Below are 20443 nucleotides of genomic sequence, written 5' to 3' on the forward strand. Positions count from 1 at the left end.
GTAAAATAAATATCATGAACATGAACCTTGCTCAACAGCGATCCATCGCCGATATTCAGTCGGACTTTAGAAAGCGGTATCCCTATTTAAAGCTTAATTTTTACAAGCATCCCCATTTGCAGGGGAAGGGTCGCGGCTCAACGATAAATTAGATGCGCAATCGCCGATCATAACCACAGAATCCTCAACAGGAAACCTGCCGATCAGTTTAGAAGCTGATCAGACAGTGGCGGACTTCGAATCTGCGTTTTTCCAAAAGACAGGTATCGCTGTACAGGTTTTGCGGCTGGCCGGTACCGTTTGGATACAGACAACAGAAACGGACGATTTAACCCTGCAGCAGCAGAATAAAAAGGGATATGAAGATAGCACGCGCATCGTAGCTGAAGAAGCGAAGGATTATGGTTTACAGGACGATGATTAGCCGTTATGGAGTAGATGGAAATAATATATAATAATTACAGCGGGCTGACGCAGCTGATTTTTAATGGTAAACAATAATGGCGCAGATGACGATTGAATATAAGACTGCAGACAGTGCATTGGAGCTAATCAAAAGCGGGGACCGCGTCTTTGTGCATGGAAGTGCTGCAACTCCCAGGTTTCTGGTAAACAAATTACTGGCAAAAGCCGGAACACTCAAGAATATTGAACTGACCTGTATTAGTACATACGGCGAGATTGACTGGAATCGACCGGAAGTAATTGATAACGGCTTTTTTATAAATTCATTATTTGTGTCTTCAAACGTTCGGGAATGGGTGAACGGGCCTAATGGGAATTATGTACCCGTTTTTTTAAGCGAAATCCCGAACCTGTTTGAAGAAGGTTTTTTGAAACTCAATGTTGCCATTGTACAGGTTTCACCCCCCGACCGGCACGGCTATTGTACCTTAGGGACTTCTGTCGATGCGGCGCTTTGTGCGGTAAGAATGGCGCCGGTGGTAATCGCACAGGTAAACCCGCAAATGCCAAGAGTTATGGGAGACGGTGTGATTCATTATTCTGAATTTACGGCGATGGTTTGGCAGGATAGTTCGCTCCCCGAGGTTGATTATAGCCTGGATACAGACGAAACAGCAGTCAGAATCGGCAAGCATGTAGCTTCTTTAATTGAGGATGGAGCGACTCTTCAAATGGGCATTGGGACGATTCCGGATGCGGTGCTGAAGCAGCTTTCGGGGCATAAAGGGCTTGGTGTGCATACCGAAATGTTTTCTGACGGGCTGGTGCCGTTGGTAGAGCAGGGGGTGATTACCAATGAATATAAAAAAGTGCAACCGGGCAGAATTGTTACCAGTTTTATTCTTGGCACACGAAAGGTATATGACTTTGTAAACGACAATCCATTTGTAAACTGTATGGATGTTGCTTTTGTAAATGACAGCGACGTCATCCGCAGAAATCCAAAAGTGGTGGCCATTAACAGTGCTATTGAAATTGATCTTACCGGCCAGATCTGTGCCGATTCGATCGGTACCTACCAGTATTCGGGAATTGGCGGGCAAATGGATTTTATGCGGGGCGCTTCTTTGTCTGTGGGCGGGAAGCCCATTATTGCAATGCCATCGGTAACACGAAATGGTGTTTCCCGAATTGTATCTTTTTTAAAGCCCGGTGCCGGTGTTGTTACTACAAGAGGGCATGTGCACTTTATTGCTACCGAGTTTGGTATTGTAAATCTGTATGGCCGGAATATGGAACAGCGGGCCCGGCTGCTGATTAGCATTGCACATCCGGATCACCGGGAGCAGTTAGAGCAGGCTTACTATGAACGATTCCAGAAATTGTATACTGCAGTAAAATAAAAACTGCTTGATGCTTCATGCCTGCAGGTTACCGGCTTGGCTTAAAGAATGATGGGCGCATTTCTTTTAAATGCGTTGTTTTTAAGTTGATAGATATATTCAAAATGCTTATAAGCAGTAGTAGCAGGGCGATCCATTGAATGATTGTTCGTGTTTTCATAAACGGAAGGTTCAGTAGCAATACCCCGATCAATACAGCACATAAGCCTTCTGCAGATAACAGGTACCGACTTTTTAGTTCTTTTTTTTGAAGCAGGGATTGGATCATCTTTAAACCGCCCCAACAGATGGCCCAAATGCCGGAGAAATATGCGAACAGGAAAAAGTTTAGTAATGGATTAAACAGCATCAGTATGCCGAACAAGCTATTTAGTATACCCTCGGCAAGCATCCAGTCGGATCGGTTAAACAGGGCGCCCTCAATGTAGTATAAAATTATGAGCAGTAGTCCGTTTAGTAGAATGCCGATCCCTGAAAGCTTGATCAGTTGAAGATAGCTGTTCCATGGATAAGCGAAGATATAAAAGCTTATGCCAATCAACAGAAGACTTGCAGCGAGGGGTATGATCCATAGCGGCAGCTTATTTATCCCGGATTTAATGGTAGTTGAATGCATATCGAAGTGTTATTTGAGTAAAACTGAAGTCTTGATTTTTTTTCGTTGAGCAAGCTATGTTTTATCGAAGTGGTGATCAATGAGGGGCATTGGAACGGCTGATGATACGGTCATGGTTGTTGGACTGCCCCTAATGAACCAAACTGTGTTTTAATAAGCATCATTTGACAGGTTGATCGTTGTCATAGGTATTGCACCGAACGTGGTCGTATTTTTAATTCACAGGTATGTTGAAAGTATTGTTTATATCCAACGGTATTGATATTGAGCGTGGAGCATTTGAGTTTGTAAAGGAAATGAATCGAAGAGTGCCAGTGTTTTTGTACGAGGTCTTTTTGCCAAAACGTTCCCCGGGGGATTGGTTGCTGCGTGCGGACCCCTTTTTCCTGCTTCCCCCTTATAAATCTCAGACGCAGGAGCGGCTGGTTATGGCTGCCTGCAGGTTTTCAGATTTATGCCGGGAGTATGATATCCGGCATTCCAGCTATTTGGGGAAGGGCGAGGCCCCGGTATCTAAACTTGAAAATGAAAGCCGGTATGCGGATCTGCTGGTACTTGGCGATGCACTTTTTCAACAGAGAAGCACGTCATACAGGTGGCCGCATCTAGCTAAAATACTACGCTATTGCGAATACCTGGTAATCGTCGTTCCCGACCATTTTCAATTTTCCAACGGGAACGTCATTGCTTTTGACGGAAGCGCTTCCGCGGTTTATGCCCTTAAACAGTTTTCTTATTTGTTGCCTGATTTGGTGGCCACACGACAGTTCTTATAAATGTTGGCCTTAGGCATTATAAAAATGAAAGGCAGAACAGAAGCGATTTAAACAACCTTGCGATGAATCATTATCCTTCGCTTGATTCGGCTTATTTGAAGCTGAACACGGACCTCGAATTGACGGAATGGATGGCCGGCCAGCAGTCGGTGATACGCATTGTCGGTGCCTGTGGCCGATCGTGGGGAGCGCAACTGGTTATAAAGAGCTTTATTTCTGTATTGCTTAAGGATAAAGGCGTTCCTCTGTTTGCTGCGCATAGATAAAGATTACAAAAATCAAACCGGCTTAAAATTTAATTTATGGAGAATCTTCTTTTAGTGATCAATGATGGCACTTTAAATGATAAACCTCTGAGGTTTGCCTGTTACCTGGCGCAGATAACCCGGTCCCGGCTTCAGGGGATACTGCTGACAAACACTTCTGAGAAGGAGCTGTATCCGGAAGAAATGATAAAAAAGAAAAGCAATGCGTCAGCGATGCTGGTTCAAATGCAGCATGTCGGAAGTGATAACGAGGAAGATATCCAGTGTTTCCGGCGGATTGCGAAAAAGAAGGAATTGCTTATGATATAAGATGCCTGAAAGGCGATCCGCTTCGCGAAGCTGTGTCAGAAAGCCGTTTTGCCGATCTAATGGTAATAGGAGGAACATCCTCACCCGACGCAGAAGACGATGAATATCTTACGCCATTTGCCTGGTCGTTACTCCAGGTTGCCGAATGCCCGGTTGTGGTTGTTTCTGATCAGACACCGGATATAGAAGAGATTGTATTGACTTATGATGGCTCTGCCTCTTCGTTATTTGCCTTCCGACGATTTGCGCACCTGTTTCCTTGCTTTGAAAGTAAGCGAGTTATTGTGGTGGCTGCAGACCGGTTCCGGAGTTAAAACATGAGCGTTGATAAGGGACCAATGGAGGAATTTTATTCGCAGATTACCTTTGAGATGCTATATTCCAGGGACTTTGACAAAGAACTGTTTGACTTCTACCAGCGAAGACGTAATTGTTTTATAGTAATGGGTGCTGCCGGAAGAACAAGTCTTTCAAGGTTGATGTCAGATGGAAAAATGTATTTAAACCGGGAGGTGATGGAACATCCGTTTTTTATTGCTCATTTCTGACAAACTCTTTTTTTATTTATGCAAAGCCCGGAACAAAATAATAATCAGGCAATTGCCTTCATCTTTCAACAGATGGCGCGCTGTTATCGCTACCTGGGCGGAGAGCCATTCCGGGCATCTGCCTATGAAAAAGCGGCAGCGATGCTATCGAATATGCAAGAAGATATTGCTGACTATGCCCCGGATCTAAAACGCCTGGAAGCCCTGGGTAATATTGGTGTCAGTATAGCAAAGAAAATAACAGAATACCTGCAGACAGGGAAGATCGGGCTGCTCAGTCGACTGAAAAAGCGGGTGCCGTACGAGTTGCTGGAATTGATGGATATTGCTGGCTTTGGCCGGCAACTCTAAGAGTGCTGTATCATCAATTTGGTATAAAAAACGAACATGAGCTGGCGGAAGCTTTAAACAGTCACCGCCTCGATGGAGTTAAAGGGATCGGTAAACGAAGGATTGAACGTATGAAAGTGTTGTTGGCGTTAACGAGAAGCGGGCAGCCGATGTTATTAAAGGATGGCCGCCGGATTGGAACGGCGCTTGTGAATTTGATTAGAAAAATACCCGGCGTACAACAGGCTGAACTTTGCGGTAGCATTCGCAGAAAAAGCAAATTCATAGGCGATATTGATATACTGGTGATTGCAGCGCCTGAAGACCGGTTGGCTATTGTACAACGCTTTATTACATCCAGGCATATTCTGAGGGTATTGGTTAAGGGAGCCAATAAAGCGAGCGTATTATTGCGGTACCAAAACATTCAGGTAGATATACGGCTCATGCACGCGTATGAATATGGTGCGGCCTTGCTTTATATGACGGGTTCACGGGAACACACCATTCGCCTGCGTACGATCGCCAAACAGAAAGGCTATACGATGAATGAATACGGGATTTTTGAAGTTGCAACGCACAGACGAATTGCCGGGTTAACTGAGGAGGAAATGTATCGTGCGTTGGGGCTGAAGTACATTCCTCCCGAGTTTCGCTTAAACAACGGCGAAATTGAGGCCGCCGCTTTGAGTGGCCCAGGTGTTGCCGTAAAATAATAAAATAATTGGTGCTGGCCGGCCCGGGTTGAAAGTGTGGAAAGGGCTTTAGCCGGAAGGTTCCTATCGTGGTTTCAACGAAGTAAATATGCGGATAAAGAAAAGATACGAACTGAATGTGATAATTACAAGAATCGCGGGGAGCTTAATGATTCTGTGTGCGGTACCCATAACAGCAGTAAATGCACAGCAGCGTTTTGCTGTCAGACCATTATCAAATCCTTCCTGGGTGGATGCATTTTATCGTCAACAGGAGGGCCGTTTATATTGGTCGCGATCCGGAATTGAAACGGGTGATACAATGCGGTCTGAATTGGTCAGGATATTTAAGGAAAATGCGGTCTTCCAGGGGCTGGATTCACTGAAATACCTGTCCATGTTGCCGGATACTGCTGCAGATCTCGATTCAGCTGCAATCCAGGTATATGACCGCATGATTACCGATGCTGCGTTGTCCTATTTTATGGACCTCTACCGGGGTGACCCGAAAACACGGACAAAAGTTGGAAGCGACGAGATTTCCGGGAAATATGAACTGAGCGATCGTCAATACATCACCGATCTTTTATACAAGGCAAGTAACAGCAGCGCGCGGTTGAGGGAAATGGTACAGACGTTGGAACCATCACAACCGCTTTACCTGACGTTAAAAAATGAGTTACAAACGCAACTAGAGTCGGGCGACCGGAAAAAAGTTGCATCGCTGGCCATCAGTCTCAATAACTTCCGCTGGTTTCTGCATTTCAGGTTTCAGCATTTTATGGTGGTTAATATTGCCGCTGCAAGTTTATGCTATTTTGAACAGGATTCGGTGAAGTTGACGATGCGGATTGTGGCCGGAAAGCCGTCAACAATGACGCCGCGGTTTGTGACCTATTGCAATGAAGTAATTCTTTATCCATATTGGAATGTGCCCCGAAGTATCGCGGTTAATGAAATCCTTCCGTTTTGCAGGAAAAACCTGGTTGTATTGGAAGTACTGAGGATGCAGGTGATTGACAGCAAGGGGGCAGTTGTTGATCCGAAACGGTTGGACTGGAAGAGGTTTACGGCGAAGAACTTTCCCTATCGTTTCCGCCAATCTACGGGTTGTGACAATGCATTAGGTGTTATTAAGTTCAATTTAACCAGTCCCTATAGCGTATACCTGCACGATACCAATTTGAAGTCCGCTTTCAAGGAAGCGAAAAGGTATCTGAGTCACGGTTGCATCCGGATCGAAAAGCCGCTTGAGCTGGCAAATGAAATACTGGACGATAAGCTTGACGAACGTTTTCTGAATGCCAGCATCAAAGGTCAGCAGCCTGTAACAAAGAAGGTTGGGAAACCGGTTCCTGTTTTTGTTTTGTATATGACGGCAGATGACGCCGCAAACGGCACGGTGAACTATTTCGAAGATATATATAATTTGTTGTAGTTGACACCTGTGATTGTTTTGACATTTTTTGACAGGTTGAATTGCCGGTATTTGGGTGTTGATAAGGCTCAAACAGGCCGGTGATGAGCGTCATTGAAATGGGGTTGCACCAAAACTAAATTTGTTGAAAGCGGTTGAGATAAGGCTTAACGGCTGTATTTTAAAAACATTTAAAACAAAAGTTATGAAAAGTGACGTTCAAATTCAAAAAGACGTAATGGAAGAATTGAATTGGGATCCGATTCTACGTGCTGCTGAAATCGGAGTGTCCGTAAAAGAGGGGGTGGTGACGCTTGGTGGTCAGGTTAGCACCTATTCTCAAAAACTTGCAGCAGAAAAAGATGCAAAAAGGGTTTCAGGCGTAAAGGCAGTGGCTGAAGACATCCAGGTTGGTATTTCTCCCGCCTATCGTAAAACAGATGCAGAAATTGCAGAGGCAGTATTGAGTGCTTTAAAATGGCATTCGGCTGTACAGGAGGAGAAAATCAAAATCAAAGTTGAGGATGGCCTTGTGCAACTTGACGGAGAAGTGGAGTGGGAGTACCAACGTAGCAATGCCCAATCTGCAATAGAGCATTTGGCCGGCGTTCGCAGTGTGCTGAATTTGATTACTGTAAAGCCTAAGGCTACGACCTCGGGTATTCTGCAAAAAATTCGGGATGCATTCGAGCGCAGCGCGACGGTCGATGCAGAGCGAATTGGTGTCGATGTTTCCGGCGGTAAGGTTACCCTGCATGGGAAAGTGCGCTCATTTGCGGAAAAAGAAGATGCTGAACAGGCCGCCTGGAATGCCCCGGGCGTTTCCAGTGTAGAAAATGAACTGGAAATTGATTTGGTCGAGTTTGCCTTTGATTAAAGACTGTTGGCGGAAGGTAAGTTTCTTTTACTGCTTAGGTGCATTTGATTTTCCCGTAATTGATAGCGGGTATCCGGAACGTTTGTTTCACAAGTTGAATCCCGGTTTAGTGTTTTATATCGGTCAATGAACCATAAACCCTTATTGTCATCCAGGCAGGCTTCGTTAGGGGTCTGCCCTTTTTCAGCGCCAATGCCAGGCAGCAATGACAGAACCTGTCATCATACAACAACAAATTAAGCTAGTCAGGCCACCACTATACGGTTGCGGCGGATTGAGGCCCCGCATCTTTAAAAAATAAGAAGAAGGATAACTAGATATAGCTGAAACCTCCTTTATCCACCGGTTAGCCGGTAAATAAAGGAGGTTGAACGATGAGCCTTGTAGCGGATCTGCGTTTTATAGTGTATTGCACAGCCGGGTACGCGGCGTCAGGTTTTTGATTCTTGAGGCTCAACTTCAAAGCTGAGCTTGGCAACAATGCGGTATTCCGTAATTTTATTGTTTTTTACTACAGCACTGTGATCCTTAATGTATACAGCGCGGATGTTTTTGACGGTTTGGGAAGCTTCATGTACTGCCTGCAATGCGGCATCCTCCCAACTTTTGGTAGAACTGGCCATTAATTCCAGTACTTTAACGATTGCCATAAAAAGAATTTTCGATTTGAGAATTTGATGATATTATGCGTAGCTCCTACGCCGTTTCCTGCCTTGTTGCTTTTGGCCGCCCAAATAACCCCTCCGTTTTAGCGGTCATTTTTTTGCAGGCGGCCATTATTTTCTTTCTGGCGTCACTACCCTTTTCCGGGGCGAATAGGCTGCCTAAGGTAGCGCCGACGGCCAGGCCCGCAGCAACTGCTGCCAATGTTTTACTAAAATGATTCATGATTTTTTTTTATTGTTAATAACTTTCAAGTTAACCTGAATGCCTGCTGGTAAAAATGATGCGACTCATCGGGAGGGATGATGTCGGTCAATTTATTGCTGATCCGGTGATGGAGCGCAGTAATCATGACCGGCGATGATTGCGGTCATTTATTTCGTCTGGATATTTCCTGTATTTTATTTCCATTATTACACTAAGATTTCACTTTTGTGAATACCCATGGAAAGTATAAGAGAAATGGCTACAGGCCTCAGGCCCGGTTATCACTTGTGAAGGGAGGCGTTGAATACTTTGATTTATTGCATCATTTAATCCTCACGGCAGAACAGAGTATTCATATTCAAATGTATATTTTTCGTGATGATGATACGGGTAAAATGGTTTTGGAATGGTTGAGCCAGGCTGCCGCCAAAGGAGTACATATCTACCTGCTTATTGACGGGTTTGCATCACATGTATCTTCTGATTTAATGAATCGCATGGAAGCAGCCGGGGTGCAACTGGTACGGTATGCTCCGCTGTTTAAAAACGGAACGCTTTATTTCGGCAGGCGACTGCATCATAAGCTCGTGGTAGCCGACGGCTACCGCGCGCTGGTGGGGAGCAATAATATCGACGACGATTATTATGGCCGCCCGCAGCATCCTGCATGGCTGGATTGGGCATTGCTCGTAGAAGGACCAGCTGCGGGGGAGCTGGAGCGGATATGTGTACAGCTGTGGAACAAAGAGGCAGCCGCTAATCAGCAACTGCGCCTGCCTGCGCAGGAGATGAAAAACCTTGAGATGGGAGTCTCGGGTATTTCGGTAAGAGTTCGCCGGAACGACTGGGTGCGTAATCGCAATGAAATCTGGAGGAGTTATTTTAATCTGCTGAGTGAAGCCAGGAAGGAGGTATATCTTGTCAGTAGTTATTTCCTCCCCGGCAGGCGTTTGCGCAGGCAAATGAAACTAGCCGCACGCAGGGGAGTGAAAATTAAAGTAATTACTGCAGGCCGCTCAGATGTGTTGATAGCCAAGCAAGCCGAGCGCTATCTTTATCCATGGCTACTTCGCAATCGTATAGAAGTGTTTGAGTATCGTGATAGTATCCTGCACGCGAAGATCGGAATCAGAGACGGCCGGTGGCTCACCCTGGGCTCTTTCAATATAAATAACATCAGTACTTACGCCGGTATTGAATTAAATCTCGATGTGCGCAACCGTTCCTTTGTTCGTCAGGCGCAGCAGGAATTAGAACAGTTGATCGCTGCCCATTGCACGCCGGTCAGCGGGGATGATTATCGCCATCAGAAACGGTTCATAAGATTTATACAGCAGCTTTCGTATAATCTTATCCGGCTTCTTCTCTATGTCAGTACTTTTTACTTCAGACGAGCGCATTTTAGCAAACAATAAGCTTCGATTTGCTGGGTGAAGGAGGTGGGTAGCGGAGCCCGCCTTTGAGCGGTCGAGTCAGTCGCCGGTGATTTAAAGCAGTACTGTCAGTTGCTTAGATGATGAAGGTCATCGGTCTTTGGCGTCGCAAGCGATAATTTCGAAGGAGATAAATTAATGGCGTGAAGCAAATCAAAAATATAACCTCTGCGATGCCTCAAGTTGTTTCCATGAAACGGTTCCTGGGCGAAGCCGGCGATCTGGCCCGGTTTGCCGGAAGGTTCTTTCGTCAATGTTTCCAACCTCCTTTTGAAGCGGCTGCATTTGTCAGACAGTGTTTTGTAATTGGTTACCGTTCGCTTGGCCTGGTGAGTCTTACCACCTTTATTATGGGATTGGTGTTAACAATGCAGTTGCGCCCTTCGATGGTAGCCTATGGCGTTGCGTCGCAGATTCCTGCAATTGTGGGTATTGCAATTGTACGCGAGATCGGCCCCGTGATTACGGCTTTAATATTTGCAGGAAAAATCGGCAGTAGTATTGGTGCAGAACTGGGTTCTATGAAGGTTACAGAACAAATAGATGCGATGGAAGTAAGTGGCACTAATCCATTTCGGTATTTGGCAGTGACCCGGATTTGGGCGGCAACGTTGATGTTGCCCGTATTGGTGATGCTGGGTGATGCGATTGCTTTGTATGGGGCGTATCTTGGCGTGAATATCCGTGGAGTTACAAGCTTTAACCTGTTCTGGTCTGAGGTGCTCGATAGCCTTACATTCAGTGATGTGTTGCCGGCGTTTATTAAAAGTTATTTTTTTGGGTTCGCTGTGGGCACCGTTGGCTGCTATAAAGGATATAGTAGCCGAAAGGGAACGGAAGGGGTCGGACGTTCCGCTAATTCGGCGGTGGTCGTTTCATCGGTGGCAATTTTCATAATTGATTTGCTTACCGTGCAAATAGCAGACGCGATGGGTCTTAACTAAAAAACGGGGCATGCGTATGGATACTCAAGCAGAGCAGCAGTTGTCAGATCAGGCACCCGTATTGATCGTAAGTCACTTATACAAGTCGTTTGGAGCGAATGATGTGCTGGTCGACTTCAACCTGGAGCTTAAAAAAGGGGAAAGCGTAGTAGTGCTGGGCAGATCCGGGTCGGGTAAGTCCGTTTTGATAAAATGCATTATCGGTTTGTTAAAACCGGATCAGGGCGATATCGTCGTTTTAGGCGTACATGTACAAAATGTAAAGGGTGGTAGCTTGGACCAGCTAAGGGCAAAAGTAGGCTTCCTGTTTCAAAGCAATGCATTGTATGACTCGATGACGGTGCGGGAAAACCTGGAGTTTCCGTTGCGCCGGCACTGGATGCGTCTCTCGGCCCGGCAGGTCAGTGAACGGGTATCGGAGGCATTGAACGACGTTGGTTTGGCACATACGAAGGAAATGATGCCCGAGGAGCTGTCCGGAGGGATGCGTAAACGGATCGCGCTGGCGCGTACATTGATCCTGCGGCCGGAGCTGATCCTGTACGATGAGCCTACAACAGGCCTGGATCCGATAACCGGTAAAGAAATTATTGGTTTAATGATGGATATACAACGGAAATATAATACAACATCGCTGATTATCTCGCACGATATGAATTGTGTAAAGACCGCGGGAAAAAGAATTGTGATACTGATCGACGGGAAATGTTACGCCGACGGGGATTATGCATCGTTCTGCCGGAGCAGCGACGCCAAGGTTAAACAATTTTTTGAATAAGAAATGGCAAATCGAACTTCTGATAATATAAGACTGGGGGCTTTTGTATTGAGTGGCCTGCTGGTACTGGTTTTACTGCTGTATATGATTGGCAGGAATGAACACCTTTTTGGAGCAACCTACGTATTGAAGGCACGTTTTTATAATGCGCAGGGGCTTATGAAAGGCAATAATGTCCGCTTTTCCGGAATACAGGTGGGAACCGTAAGGAGGATTACGATAGAGGCGAACACTCAGATAGAAGTAGTAATGTCGGTCGATAAGAAAATGCGACAGGTGATCCGCAAAGATGCCGTTGTATCGATTGGTACAGATGGTCTGGTGGGGGACAAAGTGGTGGATATTACGCCGGTTACCCTGAGTGCAACTCTTGCACTGGATGGAGATACGCTGAGGACGAGGGCTTCGGCAAACCTGGCTACGATGTTAGACACCCTCGATCATTCAAATAAAGATATTTCGGTAGTGGCATCGGAACTGAAGATAGCAGCGCAGCGTATGAACAGGAGTACTATATGGTCCCTGTTGGAGGATCCTACAATTCCCGACGGTGTAAAAGCAACCCTGTCCAATATCCGGCAGGCCAGCAGCCGGGTTTCAGTTATAGCTGGAAGGCTGGATCAGATCGTAAAGGATGTTCAGAAAGGACAGGGGGCGGCCGGAATGATCTTAAATGATTCCCTGCTGGCAGGTAATATACGCCTGGCGGGCAATAAGATCCGGTCGGCCAGCGAAACTGCCGACTCCCTGATGAAAGGGCTTAAAAATATAGCAGATGGGGTACAGGATGGGGTTACAAAAAAGAACGGAACAGTTCATACACTGCTTTATGATACGGCAATTGTGCAGAAACTGAATTCCAGCCTGGATAATATTCAGAAGGGAACAGATGGGTTCAACCAAAATATGGAAGCGCTGAAACACAATTTCTTATTGAGAGGATATTTTAGAAAACAGGAAAAGCAGAAGCATAAGAAAAAGTAGGTGGCGCTTTGATAAAGAGAAATGGCTTTCCCGCTGGCCTGTAGGAATTAAATAGGTTTTGCAGATTTTTTCATGCAGGATATGGCCTCGGTATCACTCACCTGGGTAAAATCATTATAGAAGGCACCTACTCCGGAAAATACTTCAGGACTAAGTACCGTTACCACTTCATCGGCTTGTTTTGATAATTTCTGTATGGCATTTTGTGATGCTACCGGAACAGCTATGATGATTTTACGTGGGTTGCTATGGCGTAAAAGATTTATGGTAGCCAGCATGGTGCTGCCTGTGGCGATACCATCGTCAACGACGATCAAGGTTTTCCCCTCCAGTTTTTCAGGGGGCCGCTTTCCCATAAGCTTTTCATGCATTTGGTTTAACGCAATGCGGATACTTTTCAGTTCCTCCTGGATATATTGTTCGGAAACATTTTCATGTGGGACCAGGAAGTAGTCAGTCAAACTAGCCGCACCGATCGCATATTCTTTGTTCAAGGGATGCCCTATCTTTTTGGTAAGCACAACACTCATCGGAAATTTCAACTGCTTCGCTACGATGCAGGCAACGGGTATCCCGCCACGCGGTATGGCCAATACAATACCCGGCTCATTCTTATATTTTTTTAACTGAACCGCTAACAACGATCCTGCTTCTGTTCTGTCTTTAAACATGCTAATATATTTTAGGCATCACTGCCGGCTTTAAATATTTTTCAAACCAGGCTAGTGCGAGTTTGGCCACTTCATTCAGCTTGCCCGGCTCCTCAAATAAATGAGTGGCGCCATCTACAATTGCCAGCTCTTTAGGGCACCTAAGCTCATTAAAAGCCTGTCGGTTTAATTGCAACACAACGGTGTCAAGGCTTCCAATGATTAGTAACACTGGAGCCTTTACATGTTTCAACGTGTCTTCCGGTGCAAGATCAGGACGACCACCTCTTGAAACGACCGCCCCAACCTGGGTGAGCTCGGCCGCCGCTTGTAGTGCAGATGCGGCACCGGTACTGGCGCCAAAATAGCCGATGCGAAGCCCCTTAGCTACAGGATGCTTTGCAAGCCACTCTGTTGCGCCGGCTAATCTTCTGGAAAGTAATTGGATGTTAAAACGATTGTAATACGCGCTGTCTTCCTGTGGCGTAAGCAGGTCAAAAAGCAGCGTTCCATACCTTCTTTGATGAAGAAAGGATGCGACCTGCTGGTTGCGCTTGCTGTAACGGCTGCTTCCGCTGCCATGGGAGAAGATGACCAGACCGTTTACCTCTGGTGGTATGAACAGGGTTCCGCTAAGCCTGGTCTTATCAACCGGTATCTCTATTTCTTGATGAAACAGATTTTTCATGTGCCTGTTTTAATCGGTAATTACGATCGGTGTTCGTGCGTTTCTATTGATCTCATATTCTGCCAGCTGCGAAAGCCGGTCATCGATCTGCTTTTCATTTATCTTCATTTTATGAAATATCGGGCAGACTTTTTCCATATCCAGTTCCTTTGCGAAGGCGGCGGCGGTTCCATAAGCACTTATTTTAAAATGGTTGATAAGCTGTATGCTGGCCAGGATGCACGCATCGCGCACTTTGACATTCGTACATAACTGAATTTTTTCATTTGTCTCCTTTATACAGATTTCCATAATTGGGTCAACAATAATCGAAGCATCGGTGGCTGATTCCTCCATTATGTCTTCAAGATCCTGCTTGTGTTGGGTAATAAAAGCGTGATATTTTTGAAGTATCGCTTTTAATTGCATAGAATTTGCCGTTGCAATCCAATTCTCCAGACATTCTTCCAGTTGTACTTCGGTTGATAGTAAATTCTCCAAACCATTAATAAGCAGCTGGTGAAGTGAAGTGATCTTTCTGTAATAAGGTTCCATTTTTTTTATATAAAAGTAGCCGCCATAGCACACCGGGAAAAATGATGCCGGTCAAAGCATGTGTGACCATTGTCATTGTTTTGACTGGTGGTAACAAAGTTATTTTGGATGTAGAATTGAAAATGACATTATCCATGGGTACCTATTTTACAAAACGTCCGATGCTGGATAGCCAGGAGGTGGTGAATCTTGTTAAACAAAAGGCTTTTCCGTTGAAAAGCAAGGCCGACCTGAATCCACTTATCGAGCGGATCGGCGATGCCCGGATCGTGATGCTGGGAGAGGCAACGCACGGAACCCATGAGTATTACCAATGGCGGGCTCATATTTCCCGGAAACTAATCGAGGAAAAAGGGTTTAGTTTCATTGCCGTGGAAGGCGATTGGCCGGATTGTTACCGGCTGAACCGTTTTGTGAAGGGATATGATACAAATAGTAAGAGTACATTCCAGGTGTTGCATGCTTTTAATCGCTGGCCTACATGGATGTGGGCTAATTGGGAGATTGTGGCGCTGGCTGACTGGATGCAGCTGCATAACAAACGGTTGGCTAAAAGTAACAAAATTGGGTTTTATGGCTTGGATGTGTACAGTCTTTGGGAAAGTATGGACAGCATCATACAATATTTGAAAAAGACGGATCCGGCTGCTCTGAAAATAGCGGAGGAGGCATTTCGCTGTTTTGAACCCTACAGAATAGACGAAGGGCGCTCTTATGCAAAATCTACCCTTTTCGTGCCGGAGGCCTGTCAGCAGGAGGTAGTTCGCTTATTGCAGGAAATTCAACATCGGCTTCCCCGGTATAACACGGATCACGAGCATGTATTCAATGTGGAACAGAATGCTGTGGTGGTGAAGAATGCAGAGACCTATTATCGGGCTATGATTAAAGGAGGCAGTCGTAGCTGGAATATCCGGGACCGCCATATGGCGGATACCCTAGACCGTCTGCTGCTTTTTCACGGTTCGGGCTCGAAAGCCATTGTTTGGGCACATAATACACATGTTGGAGATGCCCGGGCAACAGATATGACGGAAGATGGCCTGTTCAATATCGGGGAGCTTGCCCGTCTTCGGTATCAAAAGGAAGTGGTGTTGGTTGGTTTTGGTGCTTACAAAGGAACCGTAACAGCGGGGCACAGCTGGGGCGCGCCCATGCACAGTATGATTATTCCGGAAGCGGAAGCAGGTAGCTGGGAGTATTTGCTGCACCAATCAGGGGAGGAAAATAAATTATTGCTAATGGATGATTTTATTAATAATAATGTGCTGATGGAGAATCATATTGGTCATCGCGCGATTGGTGTGGTGTATAACGCACAATACGAGCGATATGGGAACTATGTGCCAACCATTTTGCCACTTCGATATGATGCCTTTATTTACCTGGATGAAACGCATGCCCTGCATCCGCTTCATATGAAGCCTGACGGAAACCAGATGCCGGAAACCTATCCATTCGGAGTCTGAAACTAAAACAGTAAAAGGATTGCTGCGTTTCTCGCCAGTTAGTGTGTTCCGGGGGATTGAGAACATACCGGTTCAGATGGTATATTAAAATATATAATTTTTAAAGTATGAATACTGAAAATCTTGCAAGTAATGCGCTTTCCATTTTACGGAAGGAAAAAGGAAATACCTGTATATCGGTTATACTGCCCGCGGGCCGTTTTTTAAAGGGAAAAGGCCTGGTTAAAAATGAGGTAAACGATGCGCTGGCTAAAGTACGGCAGTTGTTGGATGATGAGGGCCGGGAAATGGAGATAAAGGCGCTGATGCGATACGCGGATGAATTACTGGAAACTGTTGATTTTACAAATAACAGTGAAGGCCTGGGGCTGTTTATATCTTCCGGAGTTAAACTGGCTATAAGATTTCCATTTCCGGTGGAGGAAAAAATATTAGTAGCCGATCATTTTGAATTACGGGAATTAATGTATGAAGCAAGTCTTGCAACTCCTTACTACATATTGTTGCTCAGTGAGCAGGGCTGTCGCTTGTTTCAGGGAACCTGGAATGCAGTTTCCGAGATAAAAGATTCGCATTTTCCGATGCTTTATACAGATGACTATATATATGCTAAACCCGCACATAGCTCGTCGTATGCCGGGTATGCGCACGTAAAGGATTATGAAAGGGATAAATCGGAATTAGAAGCCATACGTTTAAAGGATTTCTTCCGTCATTTGGATGCGGCACTGGGTACTTACCTGGTCAATAATACATCGTTGGTCGTTTTTGGTGTAAAAAAGGATTTGTCTCTGTTTGTTCAGGTGAGCGGTCATTTGAAACAAGTTATCGATAAAATTGAAGGTAATTATAATCACAACACTCAAAAGGAGCTAGGCGGTCTTGCCTGGCGTGTAATGCAACGGCATTTTGAAGAGAATGCAAAGAAAATGCTGGATTTATTTGAGGAGAAAACCGGAAAGAACCTCGGTCTTTCAGGTATTCAGGATATCTGGATTGCGGCACGGGAAGGGAAGGGGCTAAAACTGCTTGTGGAAAAAGATTACAGGCGTCCGGCATTTCTCACAGAGAACGAGTACCATCTATATTTGCATCCTCCAAAAAGAATAAAAAGAGCATTACCGGACGCAGTTGAGATGATTATCGAAACTGTTTTAGAAAAAAAAGGGGACGTTTGTTTTGTTGAAAACGGGTTCCTGAAACAGCACCATAGGATTGCGCTGATGTTGCGGTATTGAGTGGATATGCAGTTCCGGCTAAATGCGCCGGCGCAATTGATTCCGGATATACAAGACAAAAAAAGAAAGCCATGCCAAACAGGAGAACGGATCCCATGCCTGAACGAGTATCTCCCATGCTTTGTAAGTTAGTGAAGACGCTTCCTCTCCTGGAAGCCTATTTGTATGAGATTAAATGGGACGGTTATCGCGTGATATCGTTTGTCCGGCAAGGTGATGTGCGTATGGATTCGAGAAGCGGGCTGAATTACACCGCCCGATACCCTGAAGTTGAAAAAGCATTAAGGGCGTTAAAACATGATGTAGTTATCGATGGCGAAGTAGTGGTGTTTGATGATGAGGGAAAACCCGATTTTGAAACGCTGCAACAATACAATGGTGAGCATACACCCATCAGCTATTGTGTCTTTGATTTGCTCTGGATAGACGGGCAGAACCTGGAACAACATCCACTTACTGAAAGGAAAAAAATCCTAAGGAAGCTCGTAGATAAGAAAGCAGCCTTTAAATTCAGTAAAAGCTATAATGATGGGGCGGCATTATATAAACAAATGAAGTCTTTGGGTCTGGAAGGCATTGTGGCGAAGCGTAAAAATAGTTTATACAGGGAAGGTGAACGCGGTAATGACTGGTTGAAGATTCCAACGCGGAAGCGACAGGAGTTTGTAATAGGTGGATGGGCCGAATCTACAAAAGGCCGTTCCTTTAAAAGCCTTCTGTTTGGAGTTTACGAAAATGGCCGGTTTACCTGGATCGGCCGTAGCGGAGGCGGCTATAAAGAAAAGGAGATGGCAGGGATCCTGGAAAAGCTTAAAACATTAGAGACAGGAGCAACACCCTTTGTTAATCCAGTGCTGGATGCGGGGGGAGCGGTTTTGCATTATATACACCCGGAACTCGTTGCTAATTTTGAATTTGCTACCTGGACAAAAACGGGGCGAATCCGGAAACCGGCCACATTTTTGGGATTCCGGAATGATAAAAGGCCAACAGAGGTTGTCCGGGAAATACCTGTAACCGCTAATGCTATCCGTAATGAGGCTGGGGAGATTAAAATTAAGTTACAAAAGACATCTTAATGGTTGATTGCATGTCAGATTTGCTGAAATGTTTCGTTGCGCATTTTCCTGTATACAAAAAAACCAATGATCATTGGCAACCAAAATGATAATGCCCTGTATAATAGTGTGATTATCAATGCTGAGCTGAAATGTACGCCCAGCCTGGAAAAGAAATAACTCATTCCTCCTTCGTATATGATGAGGCCCCCGGGAGATATCGGCAAGAGCGAGACAATCCTCGTTAGTAAAAACCCTGCAGATACCGTAAGTATATTGATCGGCAAACCCAGGCCATGAAACAGCGCCAGGATCGTAAAAGCATCTGAGAGAAAAATGAGCAGTTGTAACCCCACAGCCCGGTATACAACATGTGCGTGCTCCCGAAAAAATTTGCTTGGACGTTCCACAAGTTCTTTTGTAGTAAAAAATGTTTGGAGCTTATTCCTGAGTTTTGCTAAGATTTTAGCGGATGCTATTTTTCTTTGAAAAATACCTATTGCATGTTGGTTGGAAAGGATATTTACGCTCAGACCAAACAGAAAATATACAACAAAGCCGATGCCCCAGATGATATATAGTGTGCCGGGAATGTTTAGCAGAAATATACTGAGGATTACTGTCAGAATAATAATGATTTCTATGGAAATATAGAAACTAATGAGCTCAACGGAGATAAGCGAAATAATGTTATTGACAGCAATTCCGTTTTTATGCAGGTAATTAAACAAAAAAGTATTGCCGCTTATTCCGGCGCTTGGAATGGTTTGATTGAAAAATAAGGTGATAAAGCTTATTTTGAATAATTTCCAGACCGTTTGACGGACACGAATATGAAACCCGAGTAATAGCTGCTGATACACGATTGCCCCAAAAAAATAGGTGCCAATTTGTCCAAGAACAGCAAATAGCAACCAATAAGGTTTGATCTTCCCGAAAAGCTCAATATCTGTTTTTATCTCGCTAAAATAATATACGGCAAATATGGAAAAGAGGACAACCAGTCCATAGAAGATGATGTTTCCTGTTGAAAATAATTTTTTCTTTTCTTGTTGCTTAGCCATGAGTTCAACATATTTTACAATGAGGCCAAATTCGCCAGCTAAGCCGGGCGGGAAAGACTGTTATGAAACCGTATAAGGAAAATGACGCGCTGGAATACTGTTTATTTGATATTTTCGATGGTAATAATTTTTTTCCGGGTTTATTATGTACTGCTCCTGATCACAATTCATATTGATATCCAAGGTTGATTACCGCAGCACCGGTTCTGTTTCTTCCGTTGACACTGTTTTTCTGAATGACAACAAAGCCATAATTCCCGCCCACTTCAAGAAAAATGCTGCCTGTGACAATTTTATAACCTAAGCCCAGGTGTCCTGTTATGCCGGTATTGAAGCGATGGAAATCTCTGCTGATATGATTCTCATTGTCGAATGACTGCGGAGCCTGGCCGAGTGGCTGCGTTTTTTCTTTGTCGAGATAGACCATGCTGTACCCCGTTGTGATATTTTTTGCATTCAAAAGATAACTGGCAAAAGGCCCCGCTGCAATGTATGCGCGCCATTTGTTCTTTTGAGGAATAAAATGATATTTGATGAATATAGGTAAGATAAAATAGGTGATTCGTGTTTCTCTTTTATAATCTGCGTAAAGGAAAGACGGCACTGCCCCGGGCGCAAACTGTGGCGCCGTAATATCCGGCGTCTTAAAGGCCTGTACTCCATTTTTTTTACCGCCCTGGATCGAGTATTCCAGCTGCGGTTGGATGGAGAGGGATTTGTTGGCCGTGATTTCGACATGTAGTGCAGCATCCTGATAGGGTAACGTGCGATATCCGGAACTGACAGGGTTATTTGATCCCGCAGCGGTTAATTTGGGGATGCTGACACCGGGTTTGAAAGCGATTTCGATATTTCTTTGCGCATTGGAAAAGCTGGTTATTGCGATGAATATTATAATAAGAATATGCTTTTCCATTTCATCAAGTTTTAATTGCGATATGAGCCCTGGTTTGATAGAATTGGTACAATGTTCTGTATTTCATTGTCATAAAGTTATCACCATATTTAAGGGTTTTCAATGATGTTAGTCACCATGGTGTATGATGTTAATAGGAACGCCATTTTATAGCTTTTGAACCGGGGGGCGCAAA

26 protein-coding genes are annotated in these 20443 nt (G+C 44.9%); 18 read left to right on the top strand and 8 right to left on the bottom strand.

Annotated features, from left to right (window positions below; translation table 11 throughout):
• Positions 1-226: 226 nt before the first annotated feature.
• Both LL912_RS02555 and LL912_RS02560 read left to right on the top strand, forming a co-directional pair.
• Positions 227-424, top strand: a complete 198-nt coding sequence (locus LL912_RS02555) for a hypothetical protein (RefSeq protein WP_235551992.1) — start codon at positions 227-229, stop codon at positions 422-424.
• Positions 425-509: 85 nt separating this feature from the next.
• Positions 510-1808 (top strand): acetyl-CoA hydrolase/transferase family protein, encoded by a 1299-nt coding sequence (locus LL912_RS02560; RefSeq protein WP_235551993.1) that lies wholly within the window; start codon positions 510-512, stop codon positions 1806-1808.
• A gap of 28 nt (positions 1809-1836) precedes the next feature.
• On the opposite strand, the gene LL912_RS26145 is transcribed toward LL912_RS02560, so the two are convergent.
• Positions 1837-2424 carry a DUF308 domain-containing protein gene (locus LL912_RS26145; RefSeq protein ID WP_406603591.1) on the bottom strand — a complete coding sequence of 196 codons (588 nt, stop codon included), beginning with the start codon at positions 2422-2424 and terminating at the stop codon, positions 1837-1839.
• Between the two features lie 227 nt (positions 2425-2651).
• Here LL912_RS26145 and LL912_RS02565 point away from each other — a divergent pair, with 227 nt between their 5' ends.
• From LL912_RS02565 to LL912_RS02605, 9 genes are all read left to right on the top strand, one after another.
• Positions 2652-3200 carry a hypothetical protein gene (locus LL912_RS02565; protein WP_235551994.1) on the top strand — a complete coding sequence of 183 codons (549 nt, stop codon included), beginning with the start codon at positions 2652-2654 and terminating at the stop codon, positions 3198-3200.
• Positions 3201-3262: 62 nt separating this feature from the next.
• Complete coding sequence (locus LL912_RS02570) at positions 3263-3466, top strand: hypothetical protein (RefSeq protein ID WP_235551995.1); 204 nt, start codon at positions 3263-3265, stop codon at positions 3464-3466.
• Between the two features lie 36 nt (positions 3467-3502).
• Complete coding sequence (locus LL912_RS02575) at positions 3503-3775, top strand: hypothetical protein (RefSeq protein WP_235551996.1); 273 nt, start codon at positions 3503-3505, stop codon at positions 3773-3775.
• A gap of 59 nt (positions 3776-3834) precedes the next feature.
• Complete coding sequence (locus tag LL912_RS02580) at positions 3835-4089, top strand: hypothetical protein (protein WP_235551997.1); 255 nt, start codon at positions 3835-3837, stop codon at positions 4087-4089.
• A 3-nt stretch (positions 4090-4092) separates the two neighbouring features.
• Positions 4093-4323 (top strand): hypothetical protein, encoded by a 231-nt coding sequence (locus tag LL912_RS02585; protein ID WP_235551998.1) that lies wholly within the window; start codon positions 4093-4095, stop codon positions 4321-4323.
• Between the two features lie 18 nt (positions 4324-4341).
• Entirely contained in the window at positions 4342-4674 is a 333-nt protein-coding gene (locus tag LL912_RS02590) for a hypothetical protein (protein ID WP_255785545.1), read from the top strand.
• A gap of 2 nt (positions 4675-4676) precedes the next feature.
• Entirely contained in the window at positions 4677-5369 is a 693-nt protein-coding gene (locus LL912_RS02595; RefSeq protein WP_235552000.1) for a hypothetical protein, read from the top strand.
• A gap of 148 nt (positions 5370-5517) precedes the next feature.
• Positions 5518-6786: a L,D-transpeptidase family protein gene (locus LL912_RS02600; protein ID WP_235552545.1), complete on the top strand. Its 1269-nt coding sequence runs from the start codon at positions 5518-5520 to the stop codon at positions 6784-6786.
• A 124-nt stretch (positions 6787-6910) separates the two neighbouring features.
• Positions 6911-7642, top strand: coding sequence for a BON domain-containing protein (locus LL912_RS02605; protein WP_319941307.1), 732 nt, complete (start codon positions 6911-6913; stop codon positions 7640-7642).
• Between the two features lie 431 nt (positions 7643-8073).
• Here the strand turns inward: LL912_RS02605 and LL912_RS02610 are convergent, their stop codons facing one another.
• The gene (locus LL912_RS02610; protein WP_235552001.1) at positions 8074-8292 is read right to left on the bottom strand and encodes a dodecin family protein; all 219 of its coding nucleotides are present in this window, start codon (positions 8290-8292) and stop codon (positions 8074-8076) included.
• A gap of 46 nt (positions 8293-8338) precedes the next feature.
• On the bottom strand, positions 8339-8530 hold the full coding sequence (locus LL912_RS02615; protein WP_235552002.1) for a YtxH domain-containing protein: 192 nt from the start codon (positions 8528-8530) through the stop codon (positions 8339-8341).
• Positions 8531-8799: 269 nt separating this feature from the next.
• Here LL912_RS02615 and LL912_RS02620 point away from each other — a divergent pair, with 269 nt between their 5' ends.
• The 4 genes from LL912_RS02620 (at position 8800) to LL912_RS02635 (ending at position 12651) form a co-directional block, all read left to right on the top strand.
• The gene (locus LL912_RS02620) at positions 8800-9927 is read left to right on the top strand and encodes a phospholipase D-like domain-containing protein (protein WP_319941324.1); all 1128 of its coding nucleotides are present in this window, start codon (positions 8800-8802) and stop codon (positions 9925-9927) included.
• Positions 9928-10118: 191 nt separating this feature from the next.
• Positions 10119-10889 carry an MlaE family ABC transporter permease gene (locus LL912_RS02625; RefSeq protein WP_235552004.1) on the top strand — a complete coding sequence of 257 codons (771 nt, stop codon included), beginning with the start codon at positions 10119-10121 and terminating at the stop codon, positions 10887-10889.
• Positions 10890-10905: 16 nt separating this feature from the next.
• On the top strand, positions 10906-11667 hold the full coding sequence (locus LL912_RS02630; RefSeq protein WP_235552005.1) for an ABC transporter ATP-binding protein: 762 nt from the start codon (positions 10906-10908) through the stop codon (positions 11665-11667).
• Between the two features lie 3 nt (positions 11668-11670).
• Positions 11671-12651 (top strand): MlaD family protein, encoded by a 981-nt coding sequence (locus LL912_RS02635; protein WP_235552006.1) that lies wholly within the window; start codon positions 11671-11673, stop codon positions 12649-12651.
• 47 nt (positions 12652-12698) lie between these two features.
• Here the strand turns inward: LL912_RS02635 and LL912_RS02640 are convergent, their stop codons facing one another.
• From LL912_RS02640 to LL912_RS02650, 3 genes are read right to left on the bottom strand one after another with little or no spacing between them, the layout of a single operon-like run.
• Positions 12699-13322 carry a phosphoribosyltransferase gene (locus tag LL912_RS02640; RefSeq protein ID WP_235552007.1) on the bottom strand — a complete coding sequence of 208 codons (624 nt, stop codon included), beginning with the start codon at positions 13320-13322 and terminating at the stop codon, positions 12699-12701.
• Between the two features lies 1 nt (position 13323).
• Positions 13324-13989 (bottom strand): dienelactone hydrolase family protein, encoded by a 666-nt coding sequence (locus tag LL912_RS02645; protein ID WP_235552008.1) that lies wholly within the window; start codon positions 13987-13989, stop codon positions 13324-13326.
• A 9-nt stretch (positions 13990-13998) separates the two neighbouring features.
• On the bottom strand, positions 13999-14523 hold the full coding sequence (locus LL912_RS02650) for a YciE/YciF ferroxidase family protein (RefSeq protein WP_235552009.1): 525 nt from the start codon (positions 14521-14523) through the stop codon (positions 13999-14001).
• 134 nt (positions 14524-14657) lie between these two features.
• Here LL912_RS02650 and LL912_RS02655 point away from each other — a divergent pair, with 134 nt between their 5' ends.
• The 3 genes from LL912_RS02655 to ligD all read left to right on the top strand — a co-directional run bounded on the left by LL912_RS02655 (position 14658) and on the right by ligD (position 18309).
• Positions 14658-15992: an erythromycin esterase family protein gene (locus LL912_RS02655; protein ID WP_235552010.1), complete on the top strand. Its 1335-nt coding sequence runs from the start codon at positions 14658-14660 to the stop codon at positions 15990-15992.
• A gap of 107 nt (positions 15993-16099) precedes the next feature.
• A complete protein-coding gene (locus LL912_RS02660) occupies positions 16100-17230 on the top strand; it encodes a baeRF3 domain-containing protein (RefSeq protein ID WP_235552011.1) in 1131 nt (376 codons plus the stop codon).
• Positions 17231-17301: 71 nt separating this feature from the next.
• A complete protein-coding gene (gene ligD, locus LL912_RS02665; RefSeq protein WP_235552012.1) occupies positions 17302-18309 on the top strand; it encodes a non-homologous end-joining DNA ligase in 1008 nt (335 codons plus the stop codon).
• A 14-nt stretch (positions 18310-18323) separates the two neighbouring features.
• Here ligD and LL912_RS02670 read toward each other — a convergent pair whose 3' ends face one another.
• Together LL912_RS02670 and LL912_RS02675 are read right to left on the bottom strand one after the other, a co-directional pair.
• Complete coding sequence (locus LL912_RS02670; RefSeq protein WP_235552013.1) at positions 18324-19352, bottom strand: lysylphosphatidylglycerol synthase transmembrane domain-containing protein; 1029 nt, start codon at positions 19350-19352, stop codon at positions 18324-18326.
• Positions 19353-19512: 160 nt separating this feature from the next.
• Positions 19513-20268, bottom strand: a complete 756-nt coding sequence (locus LL912_RS02675) for a porin family protein (RefSeq protein ID WP_235552014.1) — start codon at positions 20266-20268, stop codon at positions 19513-19515.
• Positions 20269-20443: the final 175 nt, after the last annotated feature.

The sequence above is a fragment of the Niabella agricola genome (assembly GCF_021538615.1).
GTDB classification, from domain to species: domain Bacteria; phylum Bacteroidota; class Bacteroidia; order Chitinophagales; family Chitinophagaceae; genus Niabella; species Niabella agricola.

Coding starts and splice junctions, on each gene's coding strand:
- LL912_RS02560 (WP_235551993.1), top strand. CDS start 510: ATGACGATTGAATATAAGACTGCAGACAGTGCATTGGAGCTAATCAAA.
- LL912_RS26145 (WP_406603591.1), bottom strand. CDS start 2,424: ATGCATTCAACTACCATTAAATCCGGGATAAATAAGCTGCCGCTATGG.
- LL912_RS02565 (WP_235551994.1), top strand. CDS start 2,652: ATGTTGAAAGTATTGTTTATATCCAACGGTATTGATATTGAGCGTGGA.
- LL912_RS02570 (WP_235551995.1), top strand. CDS start 3,263: ATGAATCATTATCCTTCGCTTGATTCGGCTTATTTGAAGCTGAACACG.
- LL912_RS02575 (WP_235551996.1), top strand. CDS start 3,503: ATGGAGAATCTTCTTTTAGTGATCAATGATGGCACTTTAAATGATAAA.
- LL912_RS02580 (WP_235551997.1), top strand. CDS start 3,835: ATGGTAATAGGAGGAACATCCTCACCCGACGCAGAAGACGATGAATAT.
- LL912_RS02585 (WP_235551998.1), top strand. CDS start 4,093: ATGAGCGTTGATAAGGGACCAATGGAGGAATTTTATTCGCAGATTACC.
- LL912_RS02590 (WP_255785545.1), top strand. CDS start 4,342: ATGCAAAGCCCGGAACAAAATAATAATCAGGCAATTGCCTTCATCTTT.
- LL912_RS02600 (WP_235552545.1), top strand. CDS start 5,518: ATGATTCTGTGTGCGGTACCCATAACAGCAGTAAATGCACAGCAGCGT.
- LL912_RS02610 (WP_235552001.1), bottom strand. CDS start 8,292: ATGGCAATCGTTAAAGTACTGGAATTAATGGCCAGTTCTACCAAAAGT.
- LL912_RS02615 (WP_235552002.1), bottom strand. CDS start 8,530: ATGAATCATTTTAGTAAAACATTGGCAGCAGTTGCTGCGGGCCTGGCC.
- LL912_RS02625 (WP_235552004.1), top strand. CDS start 10,119: ATGCCTCAAGTTGTTTCCATGAAACGGTTCCTGGGCGAAGCCGGCGAT.
- LL912_RS02630 (WP_235552005.1), top strand. CDS start 10,906: ATGGATACTCAAGCAGAGCAGCAGTTGTCAGATCAGGCACCCGTATTG.
- LL912_RS02635 (WP_235552006.1), top strand. CDS start 11,671: ATGGCAAATCGAACTTCTGATAATATAAGACTGGGGGCTTTTGTATTG.
- LL912_RS02640 (WP_235552007.1), bottom strand. CDS start 13,322: ATGTTTAAAGACAGAACAGAAGCAGGATCGTTGTTAGCGGTTCAGTTA.
- LL912_RS02645 (WP_235552008.1), bottom strand. CDS start 13,989: ATGAAAAATCTGTTTCATCAAGAAATAGAGATACCGGTTGATAAGACC.
- LL912_RS02650 (WP_235552009.1), bottom strand. CDS start 14,523: ATGGAACCTTATTACAGAAAGATCACTTCACTTCACCAGCTGCTTATT.
- LL912_RS02655 (WP_235552010.1), top strand. CDS start 14,658: ATGGGTACCTATTTTACAAAACGTCCGATGCTGGATAGCCAGGAGGTG.
- LL912_RS02660 (WP_235552011.1), top strand. CDS start 16,100: ATGAATACTGAAAATCTTGCAAGTAATGCGCTTTCCATTTTACGGAAG.
- ligD (WP_235552012.1), top strand. CDS start 17,302: ATGCCAAACAGGAGAACGGATCCCATGCCTGAACGAGTATCTCCCATG.
- LL912_RS02670 (WP_235552013.1), bottom strand. CDS start 19,352: ATGGCTAAGCAACAAGAAAAGAAAAAATTATTTTCAACAGGAAACATC.
- LL912_RS02675 (WP_235552014.1), bottom strand. CDS start 20,268: ATGGAAAAGCATATTCTTATTATAATATTCATCGCAATAACCAGCTTT.